This is a genomic window from Microvirga roseola, assembly GCF_020866965.1.
Lineage (GTDB): Bacteria > Pseudomonadota > Alphaproteobacteria > Rhizobiales > Beijerinckiaceae > Microvirga > Microvirga roseola.
In genome coordinates this window covers 19,063-40,765 of sequence record NZ_JAJATX010000026.1, presented here as the reverse complement: position 1 = coordinate 40,765, position 21,703 = coordinate 19,063, and the positions used below count along the sequence as shown (strand labels likewise).

Genomic DNA, 21,703 nt, shown 5'->3' with positions numbered 1-21,703 from the left:
GCTATACCGCCCCTTCCCTCCGTTGGCGTAGGAAAGGCCCGTCATGAAAGCCGTCGTTTTCGAACAGTTCGGTCAGCCGCCCCGTCTGCAGAACGTACCGGATCCGACGCCTTCACCCGAGGGCGTCGTCATCAAGGTGGAAGCGACGGGACTGTGCCGGAGCGACTGGCATGGCTGGATGGGGCACGATCCCGACGTGGTGCTGCCGCATGTGCCGGGGCATGAGCTGGCGGGCACGGTTCTGGCGACCGGCAAGCAGGTCACGCGCTGGAAGAAGGGCGACCGGGTGACGGTGCCCTTCGTCGGCGGCTGCGGGCACTGCCACGAGTGCAATTCGGGCAACCACCAGGTCTGCGAACGACAGTTTCAGCCGGGCTTCACCGCCTGGGGCTCGTTTGCGGAATTTGTCGCTGTCGACTACGCCGACACGAATCTCGTCGCCCTGCCCGAGAGCCTGGACTTCGCCACCGCGGCGAGCCTCGGCTGCCGCTTCGTCACCTCCTTCCGCGCCATCGTCGACCAGGGCCGAGTCGGGCCGGGCGACTGGGTTGCGGTCCATGGCTGCGGCGGAGTCGGGTTGTCCGCAATCATGATCGCGAGCGCCATGGGCGCGAACGTGGTGGCCGTCGACCTGACGAACGAAAAGCTCGACTTTGCTCGCCAGATGGGCGCGGTCGCGACGATCAATGCGCGCGACGTGCCGGATGTGGTCGAGGCGGTGCGCGAGATCACGAAGGTCGGCGCGCATGTCTCTATCGATGCGCTGGGACACCCGACCACTTGCTTCAACTCGATTGCGAACCTGCGCCGCCGCGGGAAGCATGTGCAGGTGGGTCTCATGCTCGGCGACCATGCCCGCCCGGCGATCCCGATGGACCGGGTGATCGCCTGGGAACTCGAGATCCTCGGCAGTCACGGGATGCAGGCGTTCCGCTATGCCTCCATGATGGGCATGATCGAGGCGGGCAAGCTCACGCCGCATAAGCTCGTGGGCAAGAGGCTTGCGCTCGAAGAGGCGCCGGAGGCCCTGGTGCGGATGGACTCGTTCGAAGGCACGGGCATCAGCGTCATCACCCGTTTTGCCTGACCGGCCTTTGTCGGCCCGGCGGAACCGCAGCTTCCCTAGGTGTGGCCTGCCGGGAGATCCGGACGGCCACACGGAAGAGCCATGCCGAAAGCTCACCACCTGTTGGCAAATTTGAAAGCTACGCTTGCCATTGCGCAATGATGCCTTAGCTAACGTTAGAACATATAAATGCATTCGAGATTGAGTTGGGGCGGCGTTCAAAGGGTCCCCGACATGCGTTGCTTTTTTCATTTTGTGCACGCGCATGACCGTATTCCGGATGAAACGGGCATCGACGTCCCGGATCTGGAAGCTGCGCGTTACCAGGCACTTGAGGCCATCAGGGAAATGAGGAAGGAGACCTCCCCGACCGCTGACGAATGGAGCGGCTGGCACATGGAGGTCGCGGATGCTTCGGGGCAGGTCCTGCTCTCGATTCCGCTGGATGCGCTGCAGGACTGACGGACCTGTCGAATATAGTGCCCTCCCAAGGAAGGGAGCCATTCGAAGGACGGGGAAGCGGGGCCTGCGCCTCACAGAACCTGAGCCCTGACATCTGCAGGGTCAGGACACGCTTATCATCGGGCCGGCCCTGACCTATATCGCCTGAAGTCCCAGCCCGTCCGGAGAAACCGATGGCCTATCAGCCTGCCGAGAACCGCTATGAGACGATGACCTACAACCGGTGCGGCCGGAGCGGACTGCTGCTGCCGGCGATCTCGCTCGGGCTCTGGCACAATTTCGGCGAGGACCGGTCGGCCGCCAACGCCCGCGAGCTCTGCCGCACCGCATTCGATCTCGGCATCACGCATTTCGACCTCGCCAACAATTACGGCCCGCCTCCCGGATCGGCGGAAACCCTCTTCGGCGACATCCTGCGCAACGACTTCCATGGCTTGCGCGACGAACTGGTGATCTCGACCAAGGCGGGCTACCGCATGTGGCCCGGCCCATACGGGGAATGGGGCAGCCGCAAGTATCTTCTCTCCAGCCTCGACCAGAGCCTCAAGCGCATGGGGCTCGACTACGTGGACATCTTCTACTCGCACCGTTTCGATCCCGACACGCCGCTGGAGGAGACCATGATGGCCCTCGACACGGCCGTGCGGCAGGGCAAGGCGCTCTATGTCGGGCTTTCCTCCTACAACAGCCAGAGAACCCGGGAGGCGGTGGCGATCCTGCGCGAGCTGAAGACGCCCTGCATCATCCACCAGCCGAGCTATTCCATGCTCAACCGCTGGATCGAGGAGGATCGTCTGCTCGACACGCTCGAGGAGTGCGGCATGGGCACCATCGTGTTCTCGCCCCTGGCTCAAGGCATGCTCACCACGAAATACCTGGACGGCATTCCCGCCGACAGCCGCGCCGCCGCCGGAAAGTCCCTGCGCGAGAGCTTCATCAACGAAGACAACATCGCCCGCATCCGCGGCCTCAACAGCCTGGCGGAACGGCGCGGCCAGACGCTGGCCCAAATGGCTCTCGCCTGGGTGCTGCGCGACAGGCGCGTCACCACCGCGCTCATCGGCGCCAGCCGCAAGGAGCAGATCCTCGATTGCGTCGCGGCCCTCAAGAACCTGTCCTTCACGGCGGAGGAGCTGGCTGCGATCGACAGCCATGCGGTGGAAGGCGGCCTCAACATCTGGGCGGCCTCGTCGGAGCGGGAGGGGCCGTCGCGGGGGAAGTAGCTTGCCTAAAGCAGCCAGGTCACGGCGGCTGCCACCGCAGCAGCGATCACGAGCAGGCCCGTTCCGGCCGCGAGCGCCGGCAGGGAAAGCGAACGGACCTCCAGGTTGTTGATCTTCTTGGAGGTCTTTCGGTAGCGCCGGAAGGCGATGCCGACGATCAGAACCGCAAGGCCGATGAGAAGCGTCGCGCCGCCGCGGATAAGCCATTGCGGCTGGACATCGCCGAAGAGCCGCACGAAACCCACCGCGCCCGCCAATGCCGCCATGGCCGTGCGCCACCAGGCGGACAAGGTGCGCTCGGCCGCCAGCATGGTGCGGTCATTCGCCAGGTCGATGCGGCTGGCGGTTTCGGGATCGCCGTCGCTCATCGCCGTCCGAACAGCCGCTCGATATCGGAAAGCTTCAGCTCCACGTAAGTGGGCCGGCCGTGGTTGCACTGGCCTGAAAGGGGCGTCGCCTCCATCTCGCGCAGCAGTGCATTCATCTCCTCGGGCTGCATGCGGCGGCCGGCGCGGATCGAGCCGTGGCAGGATATGCGCGAGAGAACGGCGTCGAGGCGCTCCTCCAGCGGGTTCGCGGCCCCCTGCCCCCATTCGGCAAGCGCATCGGCCACATCCTGCACCAGCTCCCTGATGCGCCCGCCCGCCAGCGCGGAAGGCACCTCGCGCACGAGGAGCGCGCCATGGCCGAAGGGCTCGACGACAAGGCCGAGGCTCTCCAGAGCCTCCGCTTCCGCCAGAACCCGATCCGCATCGACGGGGTCGAGATCGACCACTTCCGGAATCAGCAGCATCTGGCGCGCGATGCCGGAGGAGGCGCGCTCCCGTTTCAGGCGCTCATAGACGAGGCGCTCATGGGCCGCATGCTGGTCGATGAGCACGATGCCGTCCTTTGTCTGCGCGACGATGTAAGTGCCGTGCACCTGCGCGCGGGCAGCTCCCAGCGGCGCTTCCTCCGCCTCGGGCTCGATCTCGGCAAGCGTTGCGCGGCTGTCGGCGGAAGGCGCGGAAAGATCCGGCAGGCTCGCCTGCATTTCCGCGAGTCCCGATGCGGGAGCATGGCCGCGCTCCGGCGGGTCAAGAGGAGCCTGCCAGCCGGCAAAGGCGTTCGCAGGCCGGATCGAGGGCCCGCGATAGGGCGACGAGGCCAGGCGCGGCGGCAGCGTCCCTTGCGGGCGCAGGCTCTCCAGGGTGCGCGCGCCGCCAGTCGAGGCCGAGCGGAAGCCGAAACGGGCGATCGCCTCCTTCAAGGCCGCCACCACGAAGCCGCGCATGAAAGCGGGATCGCGGAAGCGCACCTCGGTCTTTGCCGGATGCACGTTCACATCCACCGCGCGGGGATCGAGATCGATCATGATGGCGAGAACCGGATGCCGGTCGGAGGCCATCACGTCCGCATAGGCGCCGCGCACCGCGCCGAGCAGCAGCTTGTCTCGTACGGGACGTCCATTGACCACGAAATGGATCGAGGCGCCCGTGCCGCGATGAAAGGTCGGAAGGCTGGCGAAACCGGCAAGCCGCACGCCTTCGCGCTCGACGCCGATGGGCATGGAGTTCTCGTGGAACTCCGCGCCCAGCACCCGCGACAGGCGGCGCAGGAAGCCGTGCTCGCCGGGCTCCTCCGGCGGATAGGTGAAGGAGGTGATGTGCTCGCCCGAGAGCGTGAAGCGGATGGTCGGGTGCGCGATGGCGAGACGCTTGACGATCTCCGCCACGGCCTGCGCCTCCGAGCGGTCGCTCTTCAGGAATTTCAGGCGCGCGGGCGTCGCGGCGAAGAGGTCCGTGACCTCGATCCGCGTGCCCTTGGGCGCGGAGGCCGGCCGAACCGAGCCCTTCACGCCCGCCTCCACGACGATGGAGGAAGCCGCCTCGGCCTCAGCCGTGCGCGTGGTGATGGCCAGCCGCGCCACCGCCCCGATGGACGGCAGAGCCTCGCCGCGGAACCCCAGCGTGTTGATGGAAAAAAGATCGCCGTCCGGCAGCTTGGAGGTGGCGTGGCGCTCGACCGCCAGTTCCAGATCCTCCGGGCTCATGCCCTGCCCGTCGTCGACGATGCGGATCAGGCGGCGCCCGCCCGCCTCAACGGTGATGTCGATGGAGGAGGCCCCCGCATCGACCGCATTCTCGACCAGTTCCTTCACGGCCGCCGCCGGGCGCTCGACGACCTCGCCCGCCGCGATGCGGTCGACAAGGATGGGATCGAGGCGGCGGACGGGCATGAGGGCTTCTGGCTCGAAGGATTCGCTTCCGGAAACATAGGGATTGCAGCCCGAATAGGCCAGCAGGCGCGGCGTTATTCCCCTGCCCGTTCCAGCCTCCCCTGTAAGGCCAGACGATTGGAGAAATCCCACACAGGCAGGTCCTCTTGTAAAGGCGAACACACTCCCATGCGTGTGACAGGCGCGAACCCGGCCGCTTCGAGCCGCGCCACCGGCTTACCCTTTAGGCTAAGACAGAACCGAGATATGCCAAGGCATTAACGGACACGAGCCAGTCACAGGCAGCTGTTTTGCAGCGAGATCAAAGCCTTGGCCCGGCAAAGGATCGCCCCGGAACATGTCAGAAAATTTACAGATTTACTCGGCCATTCCTGCAAACCTTTACATCCGAACCTTAACTTGGCTTCACGGGGCCGCACCGCACCCTGTACTGCCGCGTTCAGTCTCTATCTCTCAATCTGATCGAGGAACATGGACATGGCTTATCAGGATCATATCGCACAGGCCCAGACGCTGATCGAAAGCTACCCGGACACCTGGAACGGCATCAATCCGGAATCCGTCGCCCGGATGCGCCTGCAGAACCGCTTCCAGACAGGGCTCGATATCGCGCGCTACACCGCGAAGATCATGCGGGAGGACATGGCCGCCTACGATTCCGATCCGGCGCTCTACACCCAGTCTCTCGGCTGCTGGCACGGCTTCATCGGCCAGCAGAAGATGATCTCCATCAAGAAGCATTTCGGCTCCACCAAGCGCCGCTACCTGTACCTGTCGGGCTGGATGGTCGCCGCGCTCCGCTCGGAGTTCGGTCCCCTCCCCGACCAGTCGATGCATGAGAAGACGAGCGTCCCCGCCCTGATCGAGGAGCTCTACACCTTCCTGCGCCAGGCCGATGCCCGCGAGCTCGGGCTTCTGTTCCGTGATCTCGATGCCGTGCGCAAAAGCGGCAACGTGATCAAGGAGCGTGAGATCCTCAACGCCATCGACAATTACCAGACCCATGTCGTTCCGATCATCGCCGACATCGATGCGGGCTTCGGCAATGCCGAGGCGACCTATCTGCTCGCCAAGAAGATGATCGAGGCAGGCGCCTGCTGCCTGCAGATCGAGAACCAGGTCTCGGACGAGAAGCAGTGCGGACACCAGGACGGCAAGGTCACCGTTCCGCACGAGGATTTCATCGCCAAGATCCGCGCCATTCGCTATGCCTTCCTGGAGCTGGGCGTCGACGACGGCCTGATCGTCGCCCGCACCGACTCGCTGGGCGCAGGCCTCACCAAGCAGATCGCCTTCAGCCGTCAGCCGGGCGATTTCGGCGACCTCTACAACAGCTTCCTCGACTGCGAAGAGATCACGCCGGACAACTGCGTCAACGGCGACGTGGTGATCAACCGCAACGGTAAGCTGATGCGTCCGAAGCGCCTCCCCAGCAACCTGTTCCAGTTCCGCCCCGGCACCGGCGCGGACCGCTGCGTGCTCGACTGCATCACCGCGCTCCAGAACGGCGCGGATCTGCTCTGGATCGAAACGGAAAAGCCGCATGTGGAGCAGATCGCCAGCATGATGGGCCGCGTCCGCGAGGTCTTCCCGAACGCGAAGCTCGTCTACAACAACTCGCCCTCCTTCAACTGGACCATCAACTTCCGTCAGCAGGTCTACGACGCGTGGGAGAAGGCCGGAAAGGACGTGTCGAAGTTTGACCGCGCCAAGCTGATGAGCGTGGAATACGACGACACGGATCTCGCCAGGGAAGCCGACGAGCGCATCCGCACCTTCCAGGCGGACGGCGCAAAGCGCGCGGGCATCTTCCACCACCTCATCACCTTGCCGACCTACCACACGGCGGCTCTGTCGACCGACAATCTGGCGAAGGAATATTTCGGCGAGCAGGGCATGCTGGGTTACGTCCGCAACGTCCAGCGCCAGGAGATCCGCCAGGGCATCGCCTGCGTGAAGCACCAGAACATGGCCGGCTCCGACATTGGCGACGACCACAAGGAGTACTTTGCGGGCGAGGCCGCGCTCAAGGCGGGCGGCGTCCACAACACGATGAACCAGTTCGGCTAAAAAAGCTTCAGGCGGAGCGAGCATCGCTCCGCCTGACAGCCGACAGAACCTCTCTCAAAGCGGATTGCGATTTCACCCCAATCGCAATCCGCTTTCGATTTGTCCGGGCTCACCCTTGCGCGAGATACTGCTTCGCCAGGATCTTGCCCTCCTCCACCGCCGGCTGGTCGAAGGGATCGACGCCGAGGGCGTAGCCGGTGAGGATGGTCTCCAGCATGAAATGCATGAGCAGCTCGCCCAGCGCCCGCTCGTCGAGCGTCTCCACATGGATGCGCCGGGTCGGGCGGCCGTTCTTGGCGAGCGTGTCGGCGGTGGCGCGGCCCTGGGCCGCCACGAGGTCGCCGATGCTCTTGCCCGCGAAGCCCGTCTCGCCGGCGCGCTGCGCCAGCTTCTCGTCCATGCGGGGCCCCTTCCCCGCCACGCCCGTGGTCATCACGGTGAAGAGCTTGTCGTTGGGGCCGGCGAGGTAGAGCTGGAGCTGACTGTGCTGATCCACCGGGCCGATGGCGGCCACCGGCTGGGTGCCATGGCCGTCCTTGCCGATGCTCTCGGCCCAGAGCTGCACCCACCAGCGGGTGAAGCGCTCCAGCCGATCCGCATAGGCCATGGCGACGGCAATGCCCTTGCCCTGGCCTGCCGCGGCAACATTGAGGGCTGCTCCAAGAGCCGCCGGGGCATCCTTGGCGCTCCGGCCGGAGCGGAAGGGCTCATAGGCCTCCGCCGCGCCCTCGCGGATCGCATCGATGTTCAGGCCCAGCACGGCGGCGGGGAGCAGACCCACATTGTTGAGCACCGAGTAACGCCCGCCGATGCCGGTGTGGTGCTCCAGGAAGCGCACCCCTTCCGGCTCGAGAAGGTCGCGAAGCGCATTCCTGCCGCCCTGCTTCCTCGGCTCGGAGAGGCCGAGCATCATGTCGCCGGGCTGCGCTCTCAGGCCCGCCTTGGAGAATTCGGAGAGCACGGCGATGGTTTGCATCAGGGTCTCGCCCGTGCCCCCCGATTTCGAGATCGCGACGAAGCGCGTCGAGGAATGGGGCAGCTTGTGCAGGATATGGTCGAAGGTGACGGGGTCGAGATTGTCGAGGAAATGGACCCGCGGGCTTTCCGTAAAGCGGCCCGCGCCCGGCACCGCATAGTCCCGCAGCTGCGCCAGGGTCTGGCCGCCGAGGCTCGATCCGCCGGTGCCGAGGAAGACCACATCCGTCGCATCCCGGCGCAGCCAGGCGGCTGCCTCGCAGATGCTGGCGAGGTCTTCGGTCGTGCCCGGCATGTGCAGGAGCGGCAGCCGGCCCGAAGAATCGTCCTCGGAGAGCCGCTTCATGGCCTCCCCGACCTTCTCCAGCGCGGCATCGAGCGCCGCCTGCGGCAGACCGCATCCCCCGATATGGGCTTCCAGGGCAAGATCGATCGATTGCTGCAGGGCCATGAGAGAATGCTCCAACGCGTGAATGGTGGAGCGAGACATTAGGGCAGAGTGGGAGCAGAGACCAGAGCGGCCCGGAATCCCTATGAATTCCGGGCCGCTCTGAAAGGTGAGTGCGCGAATTGCGGCCGGAGCTCACAGCCCGGTCGGTCGTCCTGCGATGACGGTCAGCATGCGGCCGTCGCCGATGATGCGGTCCGCGGCCGTGCGGATGTCGGCCTGCGTCACGGCGCCGACAAGACCATTGCGGCGGGCGATGTAGTCGATGCCGAGGCCCTCGAAGGCGATCTGCACCAGGGTATGGGCGATCTTGGTCGAGGTATCGAAGCCCAGCGCGTAGGAGCCGATGAGGTAATCCTTCGCCTTCTGAAGCTCCTCGTCGGAGGGCCCCTCGTCCCTCAGGCGCGCCATCTCGCCGGAAATGACGTCGAGCGCCTCGGTCACGCGCTCGTTCTTGGTGGCGGTGTAGCCCCAGGTCATGGAGGCGGCGCGGTAGCTCACGAGCGACGTGCCGACGCTGTAGGCGAGACCCCGCTTCTCGCGCACCTCCTGGAAGAGGCGCGAGGTGAAGGCGCCGCCGCCGAGGATGTGGTTGAGCACATAGGCCGGGATGAAGCCGGGATCGCGCCAGGCGATGCCGTGCATGCCGAAGCGGATCACGGATTGCGGCACGTCGAGGTCAACCACGATGCGCTCGCCGATCTTCTGGAGCACCGCAGGCTCGATGATGCCGAGAGGCTGGGCCTCCGGCAGGGAGCCGAACACCCTGTCGAGCAGTCCCGCGAGGCGGTCCGCATCGATGGCGCCGACGACCGCGACCTTGATGCGGCCGCGTGCGATCATCGCCCGGTGCATGTCGACGATGTCGCCCCGCGTGATCGCGGCCACGCTCTCGGGCGTGCCGGAGGTCGGGCGGCCGTAAGGATGGCCGGCAAAACCCTCCTCGAAGAAGCGGCGGGTCGCCATGACGCCCGGATCGTTCTGCTGATAGCGCAGGCCCGCGATGGTCTGCGCCCGCACCCGCTCGATGGCGTCCTGATCGAAGCGCGGCTCGGCGAGCGCCATGCGAAGCAGTTCGAAGGCTTCGTCCGCATGCTTGACCAGGGTCTTCAGCGAGCCGCCGATGGCGTCGTTGCCGGCATTGAAGGACAGCTCGATGGCGCGCGCGGCCAGCCGCTCCTGGAAGGCGTCGGAGTTGAGATCGCCCGCACCTTCGTCGAGCAGGCGGGCGAGCATCTGCGCCACGCCAGGCTTGTCCGCGGGATCGTGCGCCGAGCCGCCCTCGAAGATGAAGGAGACGGCGATCAGCGGCACCACGTCGGATTCGACGTGCCAGGCCTCCACGCCGCCGGGGGATGTGAGAGCCTTCACCGTGGTGGGGGAGGAAGACCGGGTTGCGACAGAAGCTGTCATTGTGACCTCAGTGCTTTTGAGCGGAGCGTCCGGCCGAAGGGCCGCGCTCCGTCGAATCGTTGCGGCGCGTCAGGCCTCGGATTTCTGCAGATAGCCCGTTACCGAACGGCGCTGGACGAGATAGCGCTCGGCAGTAGCCGCGAGATCGTCCTTGAGGACGGCCTCGATGCCGACCGGCCAATGGCGCACGTCCTCGATGGTCTCGCCGATGGCGAGCGCCGAACCGTAGATGCGGGCGAGCGAGGATTGGCTGTCCGTGGAATAGATCGTCTCGGCCACGAGGCGGGTCTTGGCGCGCTCGATGGAGTCGGAATCCAGCGCCTCCGACGGAATCGTCTTCAGCACCTGATCCACAGCCTCCTCAAGCTGAGGCAGGGAGACGCCCTCGGCCGGAACCGCATAGACGGAGAAGCGGGTGTCCTCCATGGCGGAGGACATGTACCAGGCGCCCGCATTCACGGCGATGCCGCGCTCGAGCACGAGCTTGCGGTAGAGGTAGGAGGTCGGGCCGCCGCCGATCACCTCGGCCAGCAGCTCGAGGGAATAGCAGTCCCGGTGCGAGGCCGTGCGGCAGGACGGCACGAGATAGAGCCGCTGCAGGGTCTCCTGCTCGACCTTGGGATCCGCCACGGCGATGCGGCGGGCGGCCACGGGCTCGGGCTCGCGGGGGCGGATGCGCATGGGGCGCTTGCCCTGCGGCGCGATGCGGCCATAGGTGCCCTCGGCCAGGCGGCGCACCTCGTCCTCGGTCACGTCGCCTGCAACGACCAGGATGCCGTTCTCGGGGGTGTAGAAGCGGCGGTAGTAGTCGAGGGCGTGCTCACGGTTGAGGGTCTCGATCTCGTGCATCCAGCCGATGATCGGGATGCCGTAGGGATGATGCACGAAGAGGGAGGCCGCCATGGCCTCGGAGAGCTGGGCGGAGGGATCGGTCTCGACCCGCATGCGCCGCTCCTCCAGCACCACGTCCCGCTCAGGCGCGATGACCGATTCCTCGAGCAGGAGGTTCGTCATGCGGTCGGACTCGAACTCCATCATGGTCTTGAGGTGCTCGCGGGCGACGCGCTGGAAATAAGCCGTGTAGTCGAAGGAGGTGAAGGCGTTCTCCTGACCGCCGAGACCCGAAATGACCTTCGAGAACTCGCCGGCCGGATGCTTCTGCGTACCCTTGAACATCAGGTGCTCGAGGAAGTGCGCGATGCCGGACTGACCCAGCGGATCGTCCGCCGAGCCGTTGCGGTACCACACCATATGCGTCACGACCGGCACCCGATGGTCCGGGATCACGACGACGTCGAGGCCGTTGTCGAGCGTAAAGGACGACAGGTTCGGACCGCTGCCCTCCGTCCGCCCGAAAGAGGATGTGTCGGCTCGATGTAAGGGCTTGGAGGCAGTCTGCATGACACTTCAACCTTAACGGAATCAAATCGTTTCGTAGGATTCGCCTACGGGAATAGTCCAAACGGGAAAGCACGCAAGCGGGGCAGGAATCCTTCAGGGTGCGACACGATTTGCGCCTGAAGACGAGCGAGGCTTGGCCTTTTGGACCCCTAGAAAGGTTTCAGGCGAACCGGGGGAGACCCGTTCGCCTGAAAAGGGGAGAAATGGGAGAGCCTTAGCGCCGCCGCTCTTGTTCGCGGATGAAGGCGTAGGGGCTGTCGGGATCGCCGACGCCCTGCGGATCCTGCGAGGCCTTGAGCGGGGCGCCCTTGGCCGCCTTGAGCAGGCCGGCCGGCGGGTCGCTGAGATAGCGGCGCTCCAGGCCGTCGCCCGAAAGCTGGACGGTCTCGTCCGTCGTCCGGAAGGAGCGAAGCTCGTCCGGAGTCATGATGCTCTTCTCGGCCTGCCCGCCCACCGGGCCGGGAACGCTGGACACGTAATTGTTCGGGTTACGGCCGGCGCGCATCTCCTCGATGGAGAGAGGCTTGGCATTGCTGTTCTTGTAGAGCTCGGTTTCCGTATAGGGCTTCCGGGCCTCCGCAGCCGCCTTGCGGCGGGCGGCCACGTCCGGATCCTTCGGCCAGTTGGCCGCTTCCGAGCTGCCAGGCGCCGGGGGACGCAGATCCATCTTCGGCGGCAGCACGAGCGGAGCGCGCTCGTTGTAGACGATGGGCGGCTTTTCCTTGGGAATGATGCCGATGCTGCCGAGAAGGCTCTTGATAGCCTCGCCTTCCTCAGCCTGCGCGCCAGTCGCGGCGATCAGCAGCCCGAGAGCGCCCGCGCAACCCAAAATCTTCATTCCCTTCATGGCACCCACCATCCGGTTGTCGTTGTGGCTGGAACGCCTGATCGGACATTCCGGCGAACATAAGGCGGCCCGACGCTTCAGGCGTCTGATCGGCGCACCCGCCTCCCCTCCAGCACGAAGGAGTCATAAAGCAATCCGACCACCCCCGCAACGATGGCGGCATCCGCCACGTTGAAGACGTACCAGGACCAGGTCCCCATATGGAGCTGGATGAAATCGAACACGGCCCCATAGGCGAGCCGGTCGATGACGTTGCCGACGGCCCCGCCGACGATGAGCCCCAGGGACAGGGACAGGGCCCGCCCCGTCGTGCGACTGATCCACACGGACAGGCCGATGGAGGCCAGGATCGAGATGACGATCAGGATCCAGCGGCCCAGATCGCTGTTCTGCTGGAAAAGCCCATAGGAAATGCCCCGGTTCCAGACCACGATCAGGTTGATGAACGGCGTCAGCTCGACCGGCTCCTTCACGGGCAGGTCATAGATGAACAGCGTGTAGAGCTTCGTCGCCTGATCGAGCACGAGGGTGATCAGGGCGGCGGCGAAGCCGTAAGCGGAAGCCGTCTCGCGCCTCCGGGAAGCCTCGGGGCGCGCCTGTCTGGAAGAGGAGCTCCCCGTCACGCGGCCGCCCTCGCCTGATCCCACTCCCGCAGCGCCATGGCGTCGCGGGGCGTCACGTCCGGGTAATCCGGATCGGAACCGACATCGGGCGTGACCTTCCACGAGCGGGCGCATTTGCGTCCCTCGGCCAGGGTCGGCACCACGGCCACGCCCTTGACCTCCTCGAGGCGGAAGGCATCCGCGGGCCCCTCGCCCTGCACCACCCGGATGTCGGACGTGATGCAGATCTCGGCCATGTCGAGACCCTGCACGGCCTGGAAGAGTCCCTCGTCGGCGATGTGGACCACCGGAGCGGCCTCCAGGCTCGCGCCGATGCGCTTCTGCGCGCGCTCGATCTCCAGCGCGCCCGTCACCACGCGGCGGACGCGGCGGACCTTCGCCCAGCGCTCGGCCAGCGCATCGTTGCGCCATTCCGCAGGCACTTCCGGGAAGGTCTCGATATGCACCGACTCGGCGTCGGGATAGCGCGCGAGCCACGCCTCCTCCGCCGTGAAGGCGAGGATCGGCGCGATCCACGTCGCCACGCAGCGGAAGGTCTGGTCGATCACCGTGAGCGCGCTCTTGCGGATGCCGCTCGAGATCGGATCGCAGTAGAGCGTGTCCTTGCGGACGTCGAAGTAGAAGGCCGACAGGTCCGTGGTCATGAAGGAGTTGAGGAGCGCCACCACTCGCTTGTAGTCGTAGCTGCCATAGGCCTCGCGCATCTCGCCGTCGAGTTCGACGAGGCGATGCAGCACGAAGCGCTCCAGCTCCGGCATGTCGGAAAAGGCCACCTTGTCCGCCTCGCGGAAATGGGCGAGCGAGCCCAGCATCCAGCGGATCGTGTTGCGCAGCTTGCGGTAGGTCTCCGCCGTCGTCTTGATGATCTCGGGGCCGATGCGCTGATCGTCCCAATAATCCACCGACGCCGTCCAGAGACGCAGGATGTCCGCGCCGTAATCCTTGATGATCGTCTGCGGCGCGACGGTGTTGCCGAGCGACTTCGACATCTTGCGGCCCTGCTCGTCGAGCGTGAAGCCGTGCGTCACGACGATGTCGTAGGGCGCGCGGCCGCGGGTGCCGCAGCTTTCCAGAAGCGAGGAGTGGAACCAGCCGCGATGCTGGTCCGATCCTTCGAGATACATCACCTGGTCGGAGCCGCCATCGACCTTGCGCCGGACGTGCAGGTCCGGGCGCTTCTCGAGCGCGAAGGCATGGGTGCAGCCGGAATCGAACCACACGTCGAGGATGTCGTTGACCTTCTCGTAGTCGCTCAGGTCGTATCCGCCTGCTTTCAGGAAGCGGGATCCGTCATCGGCATACCACGCATCGGCGCCCTCCTTCTCGAAGGCTTCCGCGATGGCGGCATTGACCTTCTCGTCCTTGAGGATCTCGTTCGTGCCCTTCCTGACGAAGACGGCGATCGGCACGCCCCAGGCGCGCTGGCGCGAGACGACCCAGTCGGGACGGTTCGCGATCATGCCGGTGATGCGGTTCTCGCCGGATTCCGGCACCCACTGCACGTTCTCGATACCCTGGAGCGCGCGCTGGCGGAGCGTGTCGCCTTTGTCGTCCAGCGGCTTGTCCATGGCGATGAACCATTGCGGAGTGTTGCGGAAGATGAGCGGCCCCTTGGAGCGCCAGGAATGCGGATACTGGTGCTTGAGACGGCCGCGCGCGATCAGCGCTCCGACCTCGACGAGCTTCCTGATGACGGCCTCGTTCGCGCCCGCATCCTTGCCCTTGTCGTCGTAGATGCGCTCGCCCGCGAAGAACGGCACGTCGGGGAAGTAGGACGAATCCGGGGAAACCGTGTGCGGCACTTCTTTCGTGCCGCATGCCGCGAACACGTCGCGGTGCTTCACATAAGTGTTGTAGTCGTCCGCGCCGTGACCCGGAGCGGTATGCACGAAGCCCGTGCCCGCATCGTCGGTGACGTAGTCTGCCGGAAGCATCGGCACGGCGAAGTCCCAGTAGCCGTTCGCGCCGTCGAGCCCGCGGAACGGATGGGCGCAACGCTCGACCGTCGCCGGCAGCACGTCCTTCACGCGCTCGTAAGCGGCGACGCGCGCCGCTGCGAATACGTCGGCGGCGAGCTTGTCGGCGATGACGAGGCGGTCGCCCACCTTCGCCCAGTTGTCCTCGGCCGCATCCGTGACCGTGTAGAGGCCGTAAGCGATGGTCTCACCATAGGCGATGGAGCGGTTGGCGGGGATCGTCCAGGGTGTGGTGGTCCAGATGACGACGGAGGCGTCCGTCAGATCATTGTCGACGGTGTTTGTAATCGCGAACTTCACCCAGATCGTGGTAGAGGTCTTCTCGTGGTACTCGACCTCGGCCTCGGCGAGCGCGGTCTTCTCGACGGATGACCACATGACGGGCTTGGAGCCGCGATAGAGCTGATCGCTCACCGCGAACTTCATGATCTCGCGGGCGATCTGCGCTTCCGCGTCGTAGGACATGGTCTGGTAGGGATGCGTCCAGTCGCCCTCGACGCCGAGACGCTTGAACTCCTCGCGCTGCACGTCGATCCATTTCTCGGCGAAGGCCCGGCACTCGCGGCGGAACTCGACGATGTCGACATCGTCCTTGTTCTTGCCCTTGGCGCGGTACTCCTCCTCGATCTTCCACTCGATGGGAAGGCCGTGGCAGTCCCAGCCGGGCACGTAGTTGGAATCGAAGCCGAGCATGCCTTGCGAGCGCACCACCAGATCCTTCAGGATCTTGTTGAGGGCGTGGCCGATATGGATGTTGCCGTTGGCATAGGGAGGCCCGTCATGCAGCACGAAGCGGTGACGACCCTTCTGGACCTCGCGCAGGCGCTCGTAGAGCCTGATCTCGTTCCAGCGCCGGAGGATATCCGGCTCGCGCTGAGGCAGGCCGGCCCGCATGGGGAACTCGGTCTGCGGCAGGAACAGGGTTTCGGAATAGTCGCGCGCGGCGGCTTCGGTTTTCTCGGACATGACGGTCAATCGGTCTGGGATGGCCTGCGGAAGGCAGGTCGCATCGGGGCATTATTCAGGGCGAACGGCTCAGATCCCGGACCCTCGCGGGTCACGCGAAGGCCGGGCCGATAATTCGCGCCGCGCGGATGCGGGCCGCTATCAAAGCCTGAAAAGCCATGGACATGGGAGCCTTTTAGCAGCGCCGGGCCGGATAATAAAGCGTGGTGATTTCGCCGAAGGCCTCCTATTTAAGGCGGAAAGCACCTCCAGAGCCCTTTGTCCGGAGAGGCAGAAAGGACCGAACGATGGCTGATACGACCACCACGGCAGGACAGCGCTCCGAGGCCGGTTTCGACCTGACGCCGCCGAGCCCTAAGGATTACCGCAGGCTCGTGGACGATCTCGACGACGAGGAGCGCCGGGTCCTGCTGGAGCACGGCACCGAGCGCCCCTTCTGCGGGATCTTCAACGATGCCAAGGAGAAAGGCACCTATTGCTGCCGGCTCTGCGGCCTCCCCCTCTTCCACGCCGGCACCAAGTTCGAATCCGGCACGGGCTGGCCGAGCTTCTTCGATCCCATCGACCGCTCCCACATCGCCTTCGTGCGGGACACCAGCTACGGCATGGTCCGCACGGAGATCCGCTGCGCCCGCTGCCAGGGCCATCTGGGCCACGTCTTCGACGACGGCCCTCCCCCCACAGGCGAGCGCTACTGCATGAACTCGGTCTCCATGCGCTTCGTGGCGGAAGGCGATCCCCTGCCGGACGATCTGGGCCGGGGCGCGCCGGAGGGCACGCCGGCCTGAATGGAGCCAGCCTCATGGCAGGTGGCGTGACGAAGAGAGACGAGGCCGCGGGCGAGGCGTTCTACACAGGCCTGCCCGTCATCGACCGTTTCTCGCAGCTGACGGATGCGGACCTCTACAGACCCCTGCCGGAAGGCTGGGTGCTGGGCCTTGCCGATATCGTCCGCTCCACCGCCGCCATCGAGGCCGGACGCTACAAGGAGGTCAACACGGGCGCCGCCTCCGTGATCGCGGCGGTCGCCAACAGGCTGGGGCACAGCGACTTTCCTTTCGTCTTCAGCGGCGATGGCGCAAGCTTCGCCCTTCCCGGCACGCAGGAGCCCCTGGCCAGGGAGGCGCTTGCGGCCGTCGCTGCCTGGGTGCGGGACGCCTTCGGGTTCGAGCTGCGGATCGGGCTCGTGCCGGTCTCCGCCGTCCGGGCGCAGGGTTACGATGTCCGCCTCGCCAGGTTCGCCGCCTCGCCGGATGTGACCTACGCCATGTTCTCCGGCGGCGGCCTGGCCTATGCCGAGCGGCAACTGAAGGAAGGCGCCTTCGCCATTCCTCCGGCTGCGCCCGGGACGCTGCCGGATCTCGCCGGCCTGTCGTGCCGCTTCGACGAGATCAGGCCGGAGCGCGGCATCATTCTCTCCCTCATCCTGCTTCCCGGCCCCAAGGGGGACATGCCAACCTTCAATGCCCTCGTAGCGAAGGTCCTCGCGCTCGCCGAGGACAGGACGGAGGCCCGGAGGCCCGTGCCGGAAGGCGGCCCGAAGCTCGGCAGCCCCTTCCAAGGGTTCCGGGAAGAAGCCATGGCGACGTCCAGGGCATCGGGATTGTCCCTTCTGGACTATGCCCGCTTGGCGGCGCGCCGGCTCACCTCCTACATGGTGCTCCGGTTCGGCCTGCCCATGGGCGGTTTCGACCCGGCGCGCTACAAGCGCCAGCTCGTCGAGAACACGGATTTCCGCAAGTTCGACGACGGCCTGCGGATGACCCTGGACTGCACGCCGGCCCTGGCCGACCGCATGGAGGCCCTGCTCGCATCGGCGGAGGAGGACGGCATCGCCCGCTATGGCCTGCACCGGCAGGACGCAGCCCTCATGACCTGCTTCGTGCCCTCGCCCAGCCGCAGCGACCATGTTCATTTCGTGGACGGAGCCATGGGCGGCTACGCCATGGCGGCGCGGGCTTTGAAGCCTGCGGTGTGACCGATCTCACCCGATGATCGAGGCGGTTTGGTCCTCGACCAGCATTCTTTTCGCCTCCACCGAGTCCCGGTTCATCTGGGCAATCAGCGCCTCGATCCCGTCGAAGCGCTCCTCGCCCCTGATCCAGCCGACGAACTCCACATCGAGAACCTGGCCGTACAGATCGCCCGCAAAGTCGAAGAGGTGCGTTTCCAGAAGCGGCGCGCCGTTGTCGAAGGTCGGGCGGCGGCCGAAGCTCGCCACACCGTCGACCAGCCTGCCGCCGACCGAGGCGCGCACCGCATAGATGCCGTGCCGGAGGCGGCAATCGTCGGGAAGGCGCATATTGGCGGTGGGATAGCCCAGCACACGCCCGCGCTTCTCGCCGTGACGGACTTCCGCGCGGACGAACCAGCGATAGCCGAGGAGCCGGTTGGCGAGCGCAAGGTCGCCCGCCTCGAGCGCCGCGCGGATGGCGCTCGAGGAGACAGGCTCCGTGCCCTCGACCACGGCCGGGGCGACGAGACATTCGAGCCCACGCTCGCGGCAGAACTCGCGCATCCGCTCGGGATTGCCCTCCCGCCCGCGGCCGAAATGGAAGTCGTGGCCGATCACCACGCCCGAGAGCAGCAGATCCCGTGCCAGCAGATCCACGAACTGCTCCGCCGTGAGGGAGGCAAGCGCCCTGTCGAAGCGGCGCACGAAGGCTCCGGCAAGGCCGAGACGCTCCAGGATCCGAAGCTTCACCGGCTCCGGCGTCAGGCGAAAGAGGGGCTTGTCCGGCTGGAAGAAGCTGCGCGGATGCGGCTCGAAGGTCACGACCGCGGCGGGCCTGCCCGACCCCATGGCCATGTCCAGCAAGTGCCGATGTCCCCGATGCACGCCGTCGAAATTGCCGATGGCCGCCATGGCGGCCTCGAGGCTCTCAGGCACGGGCTCGCCGTCCCGGCAGACGACGAAAGAGGCGGATCGGTGGGAGAAAGCGTCGGAGCTCATCATGATGGCGTTCGGTGTGGGCGCGACCCTGTCGAAAAGCACCCCCTGGGTCAAGCCTCGACTCCTCCGATGCGCCGGTCTAACGGCTACGCCGCATCACGGAAGCGGGATCATGCTGAAAGCCTTTGTCGCCGTCATCGCAACCTTCGCTGCGCTCTGGGTGGCTCTCTTTATCTGGGACCAGACCGAATCCGGAAAGGTCGACTACTGTCTCGATGCCGGCGGAGCATGGGATTACGAGCAGGGACGGTGCGAAGGCGCCCGTCCGGGATACGACGGCCCCTGAGTGATCACGTCCAGGACAGGAGATCGGTGATCGCCGTCGGCATGACCGGCTGCCGGTCGACCCAGTCCTGCACATGGTCGGAGACGAGGTCGCCCCGGTGGAGGCCGAGTTCCTCCGCATGGATGCCCTTGGCGACGAGAAGGGAGTCGATCCCGAAGGCCGCGGCTCCGGCGATGTCGGTGCGGATCGCGTCGCCGATGGCGAGCACGCGCTCCTTCGCGACGGGGCGGCCGTTCAGCTCGGCGGCGAGCGACAGAGCCCTGCCATAGACCGGCCCGTGCGGCTTGCCCGCATAGAAGGCCGTTCCGCCCATCTCCTCGTAGGCGAGCGCGATCGCCCCGGCGCAGGGGAGCATCAGGTGTCCGCGCTCGACCACGAGGTCCGGATTGGCGCAGACCATCAGGAGCTTCCGGTCCAGCATCGCCTGAAGACGCGCGCGATAATCCTCCACCGTCTCCGTCTCGTCGTTGTCGAAGCCGGAGCAGACGACGTAGTCGGCCTCCTGGATGGAGCCGAAGCGGACGTCGAGACCGTCGTAGATCGGCATGTCGCGGGGCGGCCCGATATGATGCACGACCTTGTCGATGCGCTCCTGAATGGCGAGCCGCGTCAGGTCGCCGGAGGTGACGATGGCGTCATAGGCCGTGCGGGGCACGCCGAAGCCGTCGAGCTGGGCGGCGACCGCCGATCCCGGGCGCGGCGCATTGGAGACGAGGATCACCCGCCCTCCCCCGTTGCAGAAGCGGGTGAGCGCATCGCTTGCGGCCTCGTAGGCCTTCACGCCGTTATGCAGCACGCCCCAGACGTCGCAGAGGACGAGATCGTAGCCAGCGGCCAGGGATTGCAGGCCATCGACGAGAGCGGGACGGGACAGGGCGGTCATGGGATCTCACAGGTTGCGAGCCCGGGCGGGTAGGCCCTCGCGCCCTGGAAGTCAACCGGCGCGGCGCAGGAGGGAGCGCCCGTCCCCGGCGGAGGCAGGGTGCGCCTCCCCCTTTTCGCCGAACACCTCGCCCCGCACCGCACGGGGCGCGGCGAAGATGAAGCCCTGTGCCAGGGGAACGCCCAGCTCGGCGAGCACCGGCACCATCTCCTCATGCTCCACATGCTCCGCGATGAGCCTGATGCCTTCGCGGCGCAGGGCCGAGGCGACGTCGCGAATGCTGCGCTCCGCGCCCGGATCGCGCTGCTCCTGCTCGGCGGCGGCGATCATCAGTTCGGCGGGCGCCTTCAGGAACCGGATGCCGCCATCGGCCAGGAGCCGGGCATCGAAGGCGAGGTCGGCGGCCCGGTCCAGCGACAGGGGCACGCCCCTCTCGGAGAGCGCCGCAAGCGCCGCCCTCCGGTCCGCATCGAGGCGCTGAAAATCGCCCGCGGGCAGTTCCAGCACGATCTTGCCGAGAATCTCGGGCGCCGCATCGACGAGCCCGGTCAGGGACCAGAGAAAATCCGGCGCCTTGATGGAGTGGGAGGACAGGTTCACGCCCACGATGGCCTCGCTCCCGCGGGAGATGAGGTGGCGGGCCACGGTCATGGCGCGGTTGAGGATCCGGCGGTCGAATTCCGGGGCGCGGCCCAGCCGCTCAAGGAACATCAGGAATTCGGAGGGGCCCAGCAGCGTCCCGTCCGCGAGGCGCAGGCGGGCCAGCGCCTCGTAGAAGCGGATCTTGCGCTGTGGCAGGGCGACGATGGGCTGGAGGTGCAGCTCGATCCGGTCGGCCTCGAAGGCCTGCATGACGAGCCGCATGCGGCGAAGCTCGTCCTCCGTCGATTTCCAGGCGGTCGGCAGCAGGGACGGCTCGGGCTCGGCCCCGGATGCCTCGCGGGACGGCTCGTGAACCGGGTGCGGCTCCGGCGCGACCTTGAGGGCCGGCGCGTCCTTCTCAGTTTCGCTGCGCCCCTTCGGCCCGACCTTCAGGGTGTCCTTGATCTTGGCAACGTCGCGGTTCTGCGCGGCGACGTTCTTGGCCAGCTCCCGCACGACGCCGCCGAGGAGCCCCACCGTGCCGGTGACCTCCGCCATGGTCGTGCGCAGGACCGGGCTTGCGGTCGGAGCCTGCGATTGCTGCTCGAGGCGCGCCAGCCGGTTCGCCAGCCGCTCGCAATCGGCGGCGGCCTGCCGGGCAGCCTTCGAGGCCTCCATGGCGCTCAGGCCTGCGAAGGCGAGACCAGACAGGGATGCGACGCTCAGGAAAACCAGAACCGGAACGGCGACGCCGGCCTCCAGAGGCGCGAGCGCCGAAACGGCCGCCGCCACGGATGCCAGGGCGAAGGCGAACCATTTCGCCTCCGCTCCTTTTAGGAATTGTACTCTGTCTATCATAGTCACCATGGGTGCCCCCGCTCCCCTGGCTCGGCGAAACAAGCGAATCGGAAACGTAATGATGTTGTATCATTGGGACTTGAAGGACAAGCACCCCTTTCCGCAAGGCCCTTTTTTCCGAAAAGACCATCATCATCGGCCCGACTGAAGGAGAGAGCCATGGAAGAAACTCGAAAAGATCTGCTGATGCAGGTCGATGGCATGACCTGCCAGGGCTGCGTCAACTCTGTCACCAAGGCCATCCAGCGGCTCGATCCCAGCGCAAAAGTCGACGTGGACCTGGAGCACGGACGCGTGCATGTCAGCACCTGCGCCCAGAGCCTGGAGATCGCCCAGGCACTCAACGCTGCGGGCTACGAGGCGCGCGCCATGACCCTCTGAAGCGAGGGTTGCGCCTTGGGCATGGCTCCCGGCGAAGTTCCTTTTGCGGGGCTTAAGAACGGCTGATAGGCT

Annotated in this window: 19 protein-coding genes; 8 read left to right on the top strand and 11 right to left on the bottom strand. The window is 66.2% G+C overall.

Features of this window, described 5'->3' with window-relative positions; genetic code table 11:
- Window positions 1–43: 43 nt before the first annotated feature.
- The 3 genes from LG661_RS15215 to mgrA all read left to right on the top strand — a co-directional run bounded on the left by LG661_RS15215 (window position 44) and on the right by mgrA (window position 2,751).
- Window positions 44–1,087, top strand: coding sequence for a zinc-dependent alcohol dehydrogenase family protein (locus LG661_RS15215; protein WP_230532745.1), 1,044 nt, complete (start codon window positions 44–46; stop codon window positions 1,085–1,087).
- 168 nt (window positions 1,088–1,255) lie between these two features.
- Window positions 1,256–1,528 (top strand): DUF6894 family protein, encoded by a 273-nt coding sequence (locus tag LG661_RS15210; RefSeq protein WP_230532744.1) that lies wholly within the window; start codon window positions 1,256–1,258, stop codon window positions 1,526–1,528.
- 173 nt (window positions 1,529–1,701) lie between these two features.
- On the top strand, window positions 1,702–2,751 hold the full coding sequence (gene mgrA / locus LG661_RS15205) for an L-glyceraldehyde 3-phosphate reductase (RefSeq protein WP_230532743.1): 1,050 nt from the start codon (window positions 1,702–1,704) through the stop codon (window positions 2,749–2,751).
- Between the two features lie 5 nt (window positions 2,752–2,756).
- Here mgrA and LG661_RS15200 read toward each other — a convergent pair whose 3' ends face one another.
- Window positions 2,757–3,119, bottom strand: coding sequence for a YidH family protein (locus tag LG661_RS15200; protein WP_230532742.1), 363 nt, complete (start codon window positions 3,117–3,119; stop codon window positions 2,757–2,759).
- Complete coding sequence (gene mutL, locus LG661_RS15195) at window positions 3,116–4,969, bottom strand: DNA mismatch repair endonuclease MutL (RefSeq protein ID WP_230532741.1); 1,854 nt, start codon at window positions 4,967–4,969, stop codon at window positions 3,116–3,118. The genes LG661_RS15200 and mutL overlap by 4 nt, the downstream gene beginning before the upstream one ends.
- A gap of 477 nt (window positions 4,970–5,446) precedes the next feature.
- Here mutL and LG661_RS15190 point away from each other — a divergent pair, with 477 nt between their 5' ends.
- Window positions 5,447–7,039 (top strand): isocitrate lyase, encoded by a 1,593-nt coding sequence (locus tag LG661_RS15190; RefSeq protein ID WP_230532740.1) that lies wholly within the window; start codon window positions 5,447–5,449, stop codon window positions 7,037–7,039.
- A 109-nt stretch (window positions 7,040–7,148) separates the two neighbouring features.
- Here LG661_RS15190 and LG661_RS15185 read toward each other — a convergent pair whose 3' ends face one another.
- The 6 genes from LG661_RS15185 to ileS all read right to left on the bottom strand — a co-directional run bounded on the left by LG661_RS15185 (window position 7,149) and on the right by ileS (window position 15,688).
- Window positions 7,149–8,465, bottom strand: a complete 1,317-nt coding sequence (locus LG661_RS15185; protein ID WP_230532739.1) for a glucose-6-phosphate isomerase — start codon at window positions 8,463–8,465, stop codon at window positions 7,149–7,151.
- Window positions 8,466–8,597: 132 nt separating this feature from the next.
- Window positions 8,598–9,875 (bottom strand): M16 family metallopeptidase, encoded by a 1,278-nt coding sequence (locus LG661_RS15180; protein WP_230532738.1) that lies wholly within the window; start codon window positions 9,873–9,875, stop codon window positions 8,598–8,600.
- Between the two features lie 69 nt (window positions 9,876–9,944).
- On the bottom strand, window positions 9,945–11,276 hold the full coding sequence (locus tag LG661_RS15175) for a M16 family metallopeptidase (RefSeq protein ID WP_230532737.1): 1,332 nt from the start codon (window positions 11,274–11,276) through the stop codon (window positions 9,945–9,947).
- Between the two features lie 214 nt (window positions 11,277–11,490).
- Window positions 11,491–12,123: a hypothetical protein gene (locus LG661_RS15170; protein WP_230532736.1), complete on the bottom strand. Its 633-nt coding sequence runs from the start codon at window positions 12,121–12,123 to the stop codon at window positions 11,491–11,493.
- Window positions 12,124–12,200: 77 nt separating this feature from the next.
- Complete coding sequence (gene lspA / locus LG661_RS15165; protein WP_230532755.1) at window positions 12,201–12,659, bottom strand: signal peptidase II; 459 nt, start codon at window positions 12,657–12,659, stop codon at window positions 12,201–12,203.
- 83 nt (window positions 12,660–12,742) lie between these two features.
- Entirely contained in the window at window positions 12,743–15,688 is a 2,946-nt protein-coding gene (gene ileS / locus LG661_RS15160; protein WP_230532735.1) for an isoleucine--tRNA ligase, read from the bottom strand.
- A 287-nt stretch (window positions 15,689–15,975) separates the two neighbouring features.
- Between ileS and msrB the strand changes: the two genes are divergently transcribed.
- Both msrB and LG661_RS15150 read left to right on the top strand, forming a co-directional pair.
- The gene (msrB, locus tag LG661_RS15155) at window positions 15,976–16,476 is read left to right on the top strand and encodes a peptide-methionine (R)-S-oxide reductase MsrB (RefSeq protein WP_230532734.1); all 501 of its coding nucleotides are present in this window, start codon (window positions 15,976–15,978) and stop codon (window positions 16,474–16,476) included.
- Between the two features lie 14 nt (window positions 16,477–16,490).
- Window positions 16,491–17,666 carry a DUF3095 domain-containing protein gene (locus LG661_RS15150; RefSeq protein WP_230532733.1) on the top strand — a complete coding sequence of 392 codons (1,176 nt, stop codon included), beginning with the start codon at window positions 16,491–16,493 and terminating at the stop codon, window positions 17,664–17,666.
- 6 nt (window positions 17,667–17,672) lie between these two features.
- Here the strand turns inward: LG661_RS15150 and LG661_RS15145 are convergent, their stop codons facing one another.
- Entirely contained in the window at window positions 17,673–18,644 is a 972-nt protein-coding gene (locus tag LG661_RS15145; protein ID WP_407666722.1) for a bifunctional riboflavin kinase/FAD synthetase, read from the bottom strand.
- Between the two features lie 109 nt (window positions 18,645–18,753).
- Here LG661_RS15145 and LG661_RS15140 point away from each other — a divergent pair, with 109 nt between their 5' ends.
- Window positions 18,754–18,927, top strand: a complete 174-nt coding sequence (locus LG661_RS15140) for a hypothetical protein (protein WP_230532732.1) — start codon at window positions 18,754–18,756, stop codon at window positions 18,925–18,927.
- A gap of 4 nt (window positions 18,928–18,931) precedes the next feature.
- Here the strand turns inward: LG661_RS15140 and LG661_RS15135 are convergent, their stop codons facing one another.
- Together LG661_RS15135 and LG661_RS15130 are read right to left on the bottom strand one after the other, a co-directional pair.
- Window positions 18,932–19,810, bottom strand: a complete 879-nt coding sequence (locus LG661_RS15135; RefSeq protein ID WP_230532731.1) for a TIGR01459 family HAD-type hydrolase — start codon at window positions 19,808–19,810, stop codon at window positions 18,932–18,934.
- Window positions 19,811–19,861: 51 nt separating this feature from the next.
- Window positions 19,862–21,259, bottom strand: coding sequence for an EAL domain-containing protein (locus LG661_RS15130; protein WP_230532730.1), 1,398 nt, complete (start codon window positions 21,257–21,259; stop codon window positions 19,862–19,864).
- A gap of 150 nt (window positions 21,260–21,409) precedes the next feature.
- Between LG661_RS15130 and LG661_RS15125 the strand changes: the two genes are divergently transcribed.
- A complete protein-coding gene (locus tag LG661_RS15125) occupies window positions 21,410–21,631 on the top strand; it encodes a heavy-metal-associated domain-containing protein (protein WP_230532729.1) in 222 nt (73 codons plus the stop codon).
- Window positions 21,632–21,703: the final 72 nt, after the last annotated feature.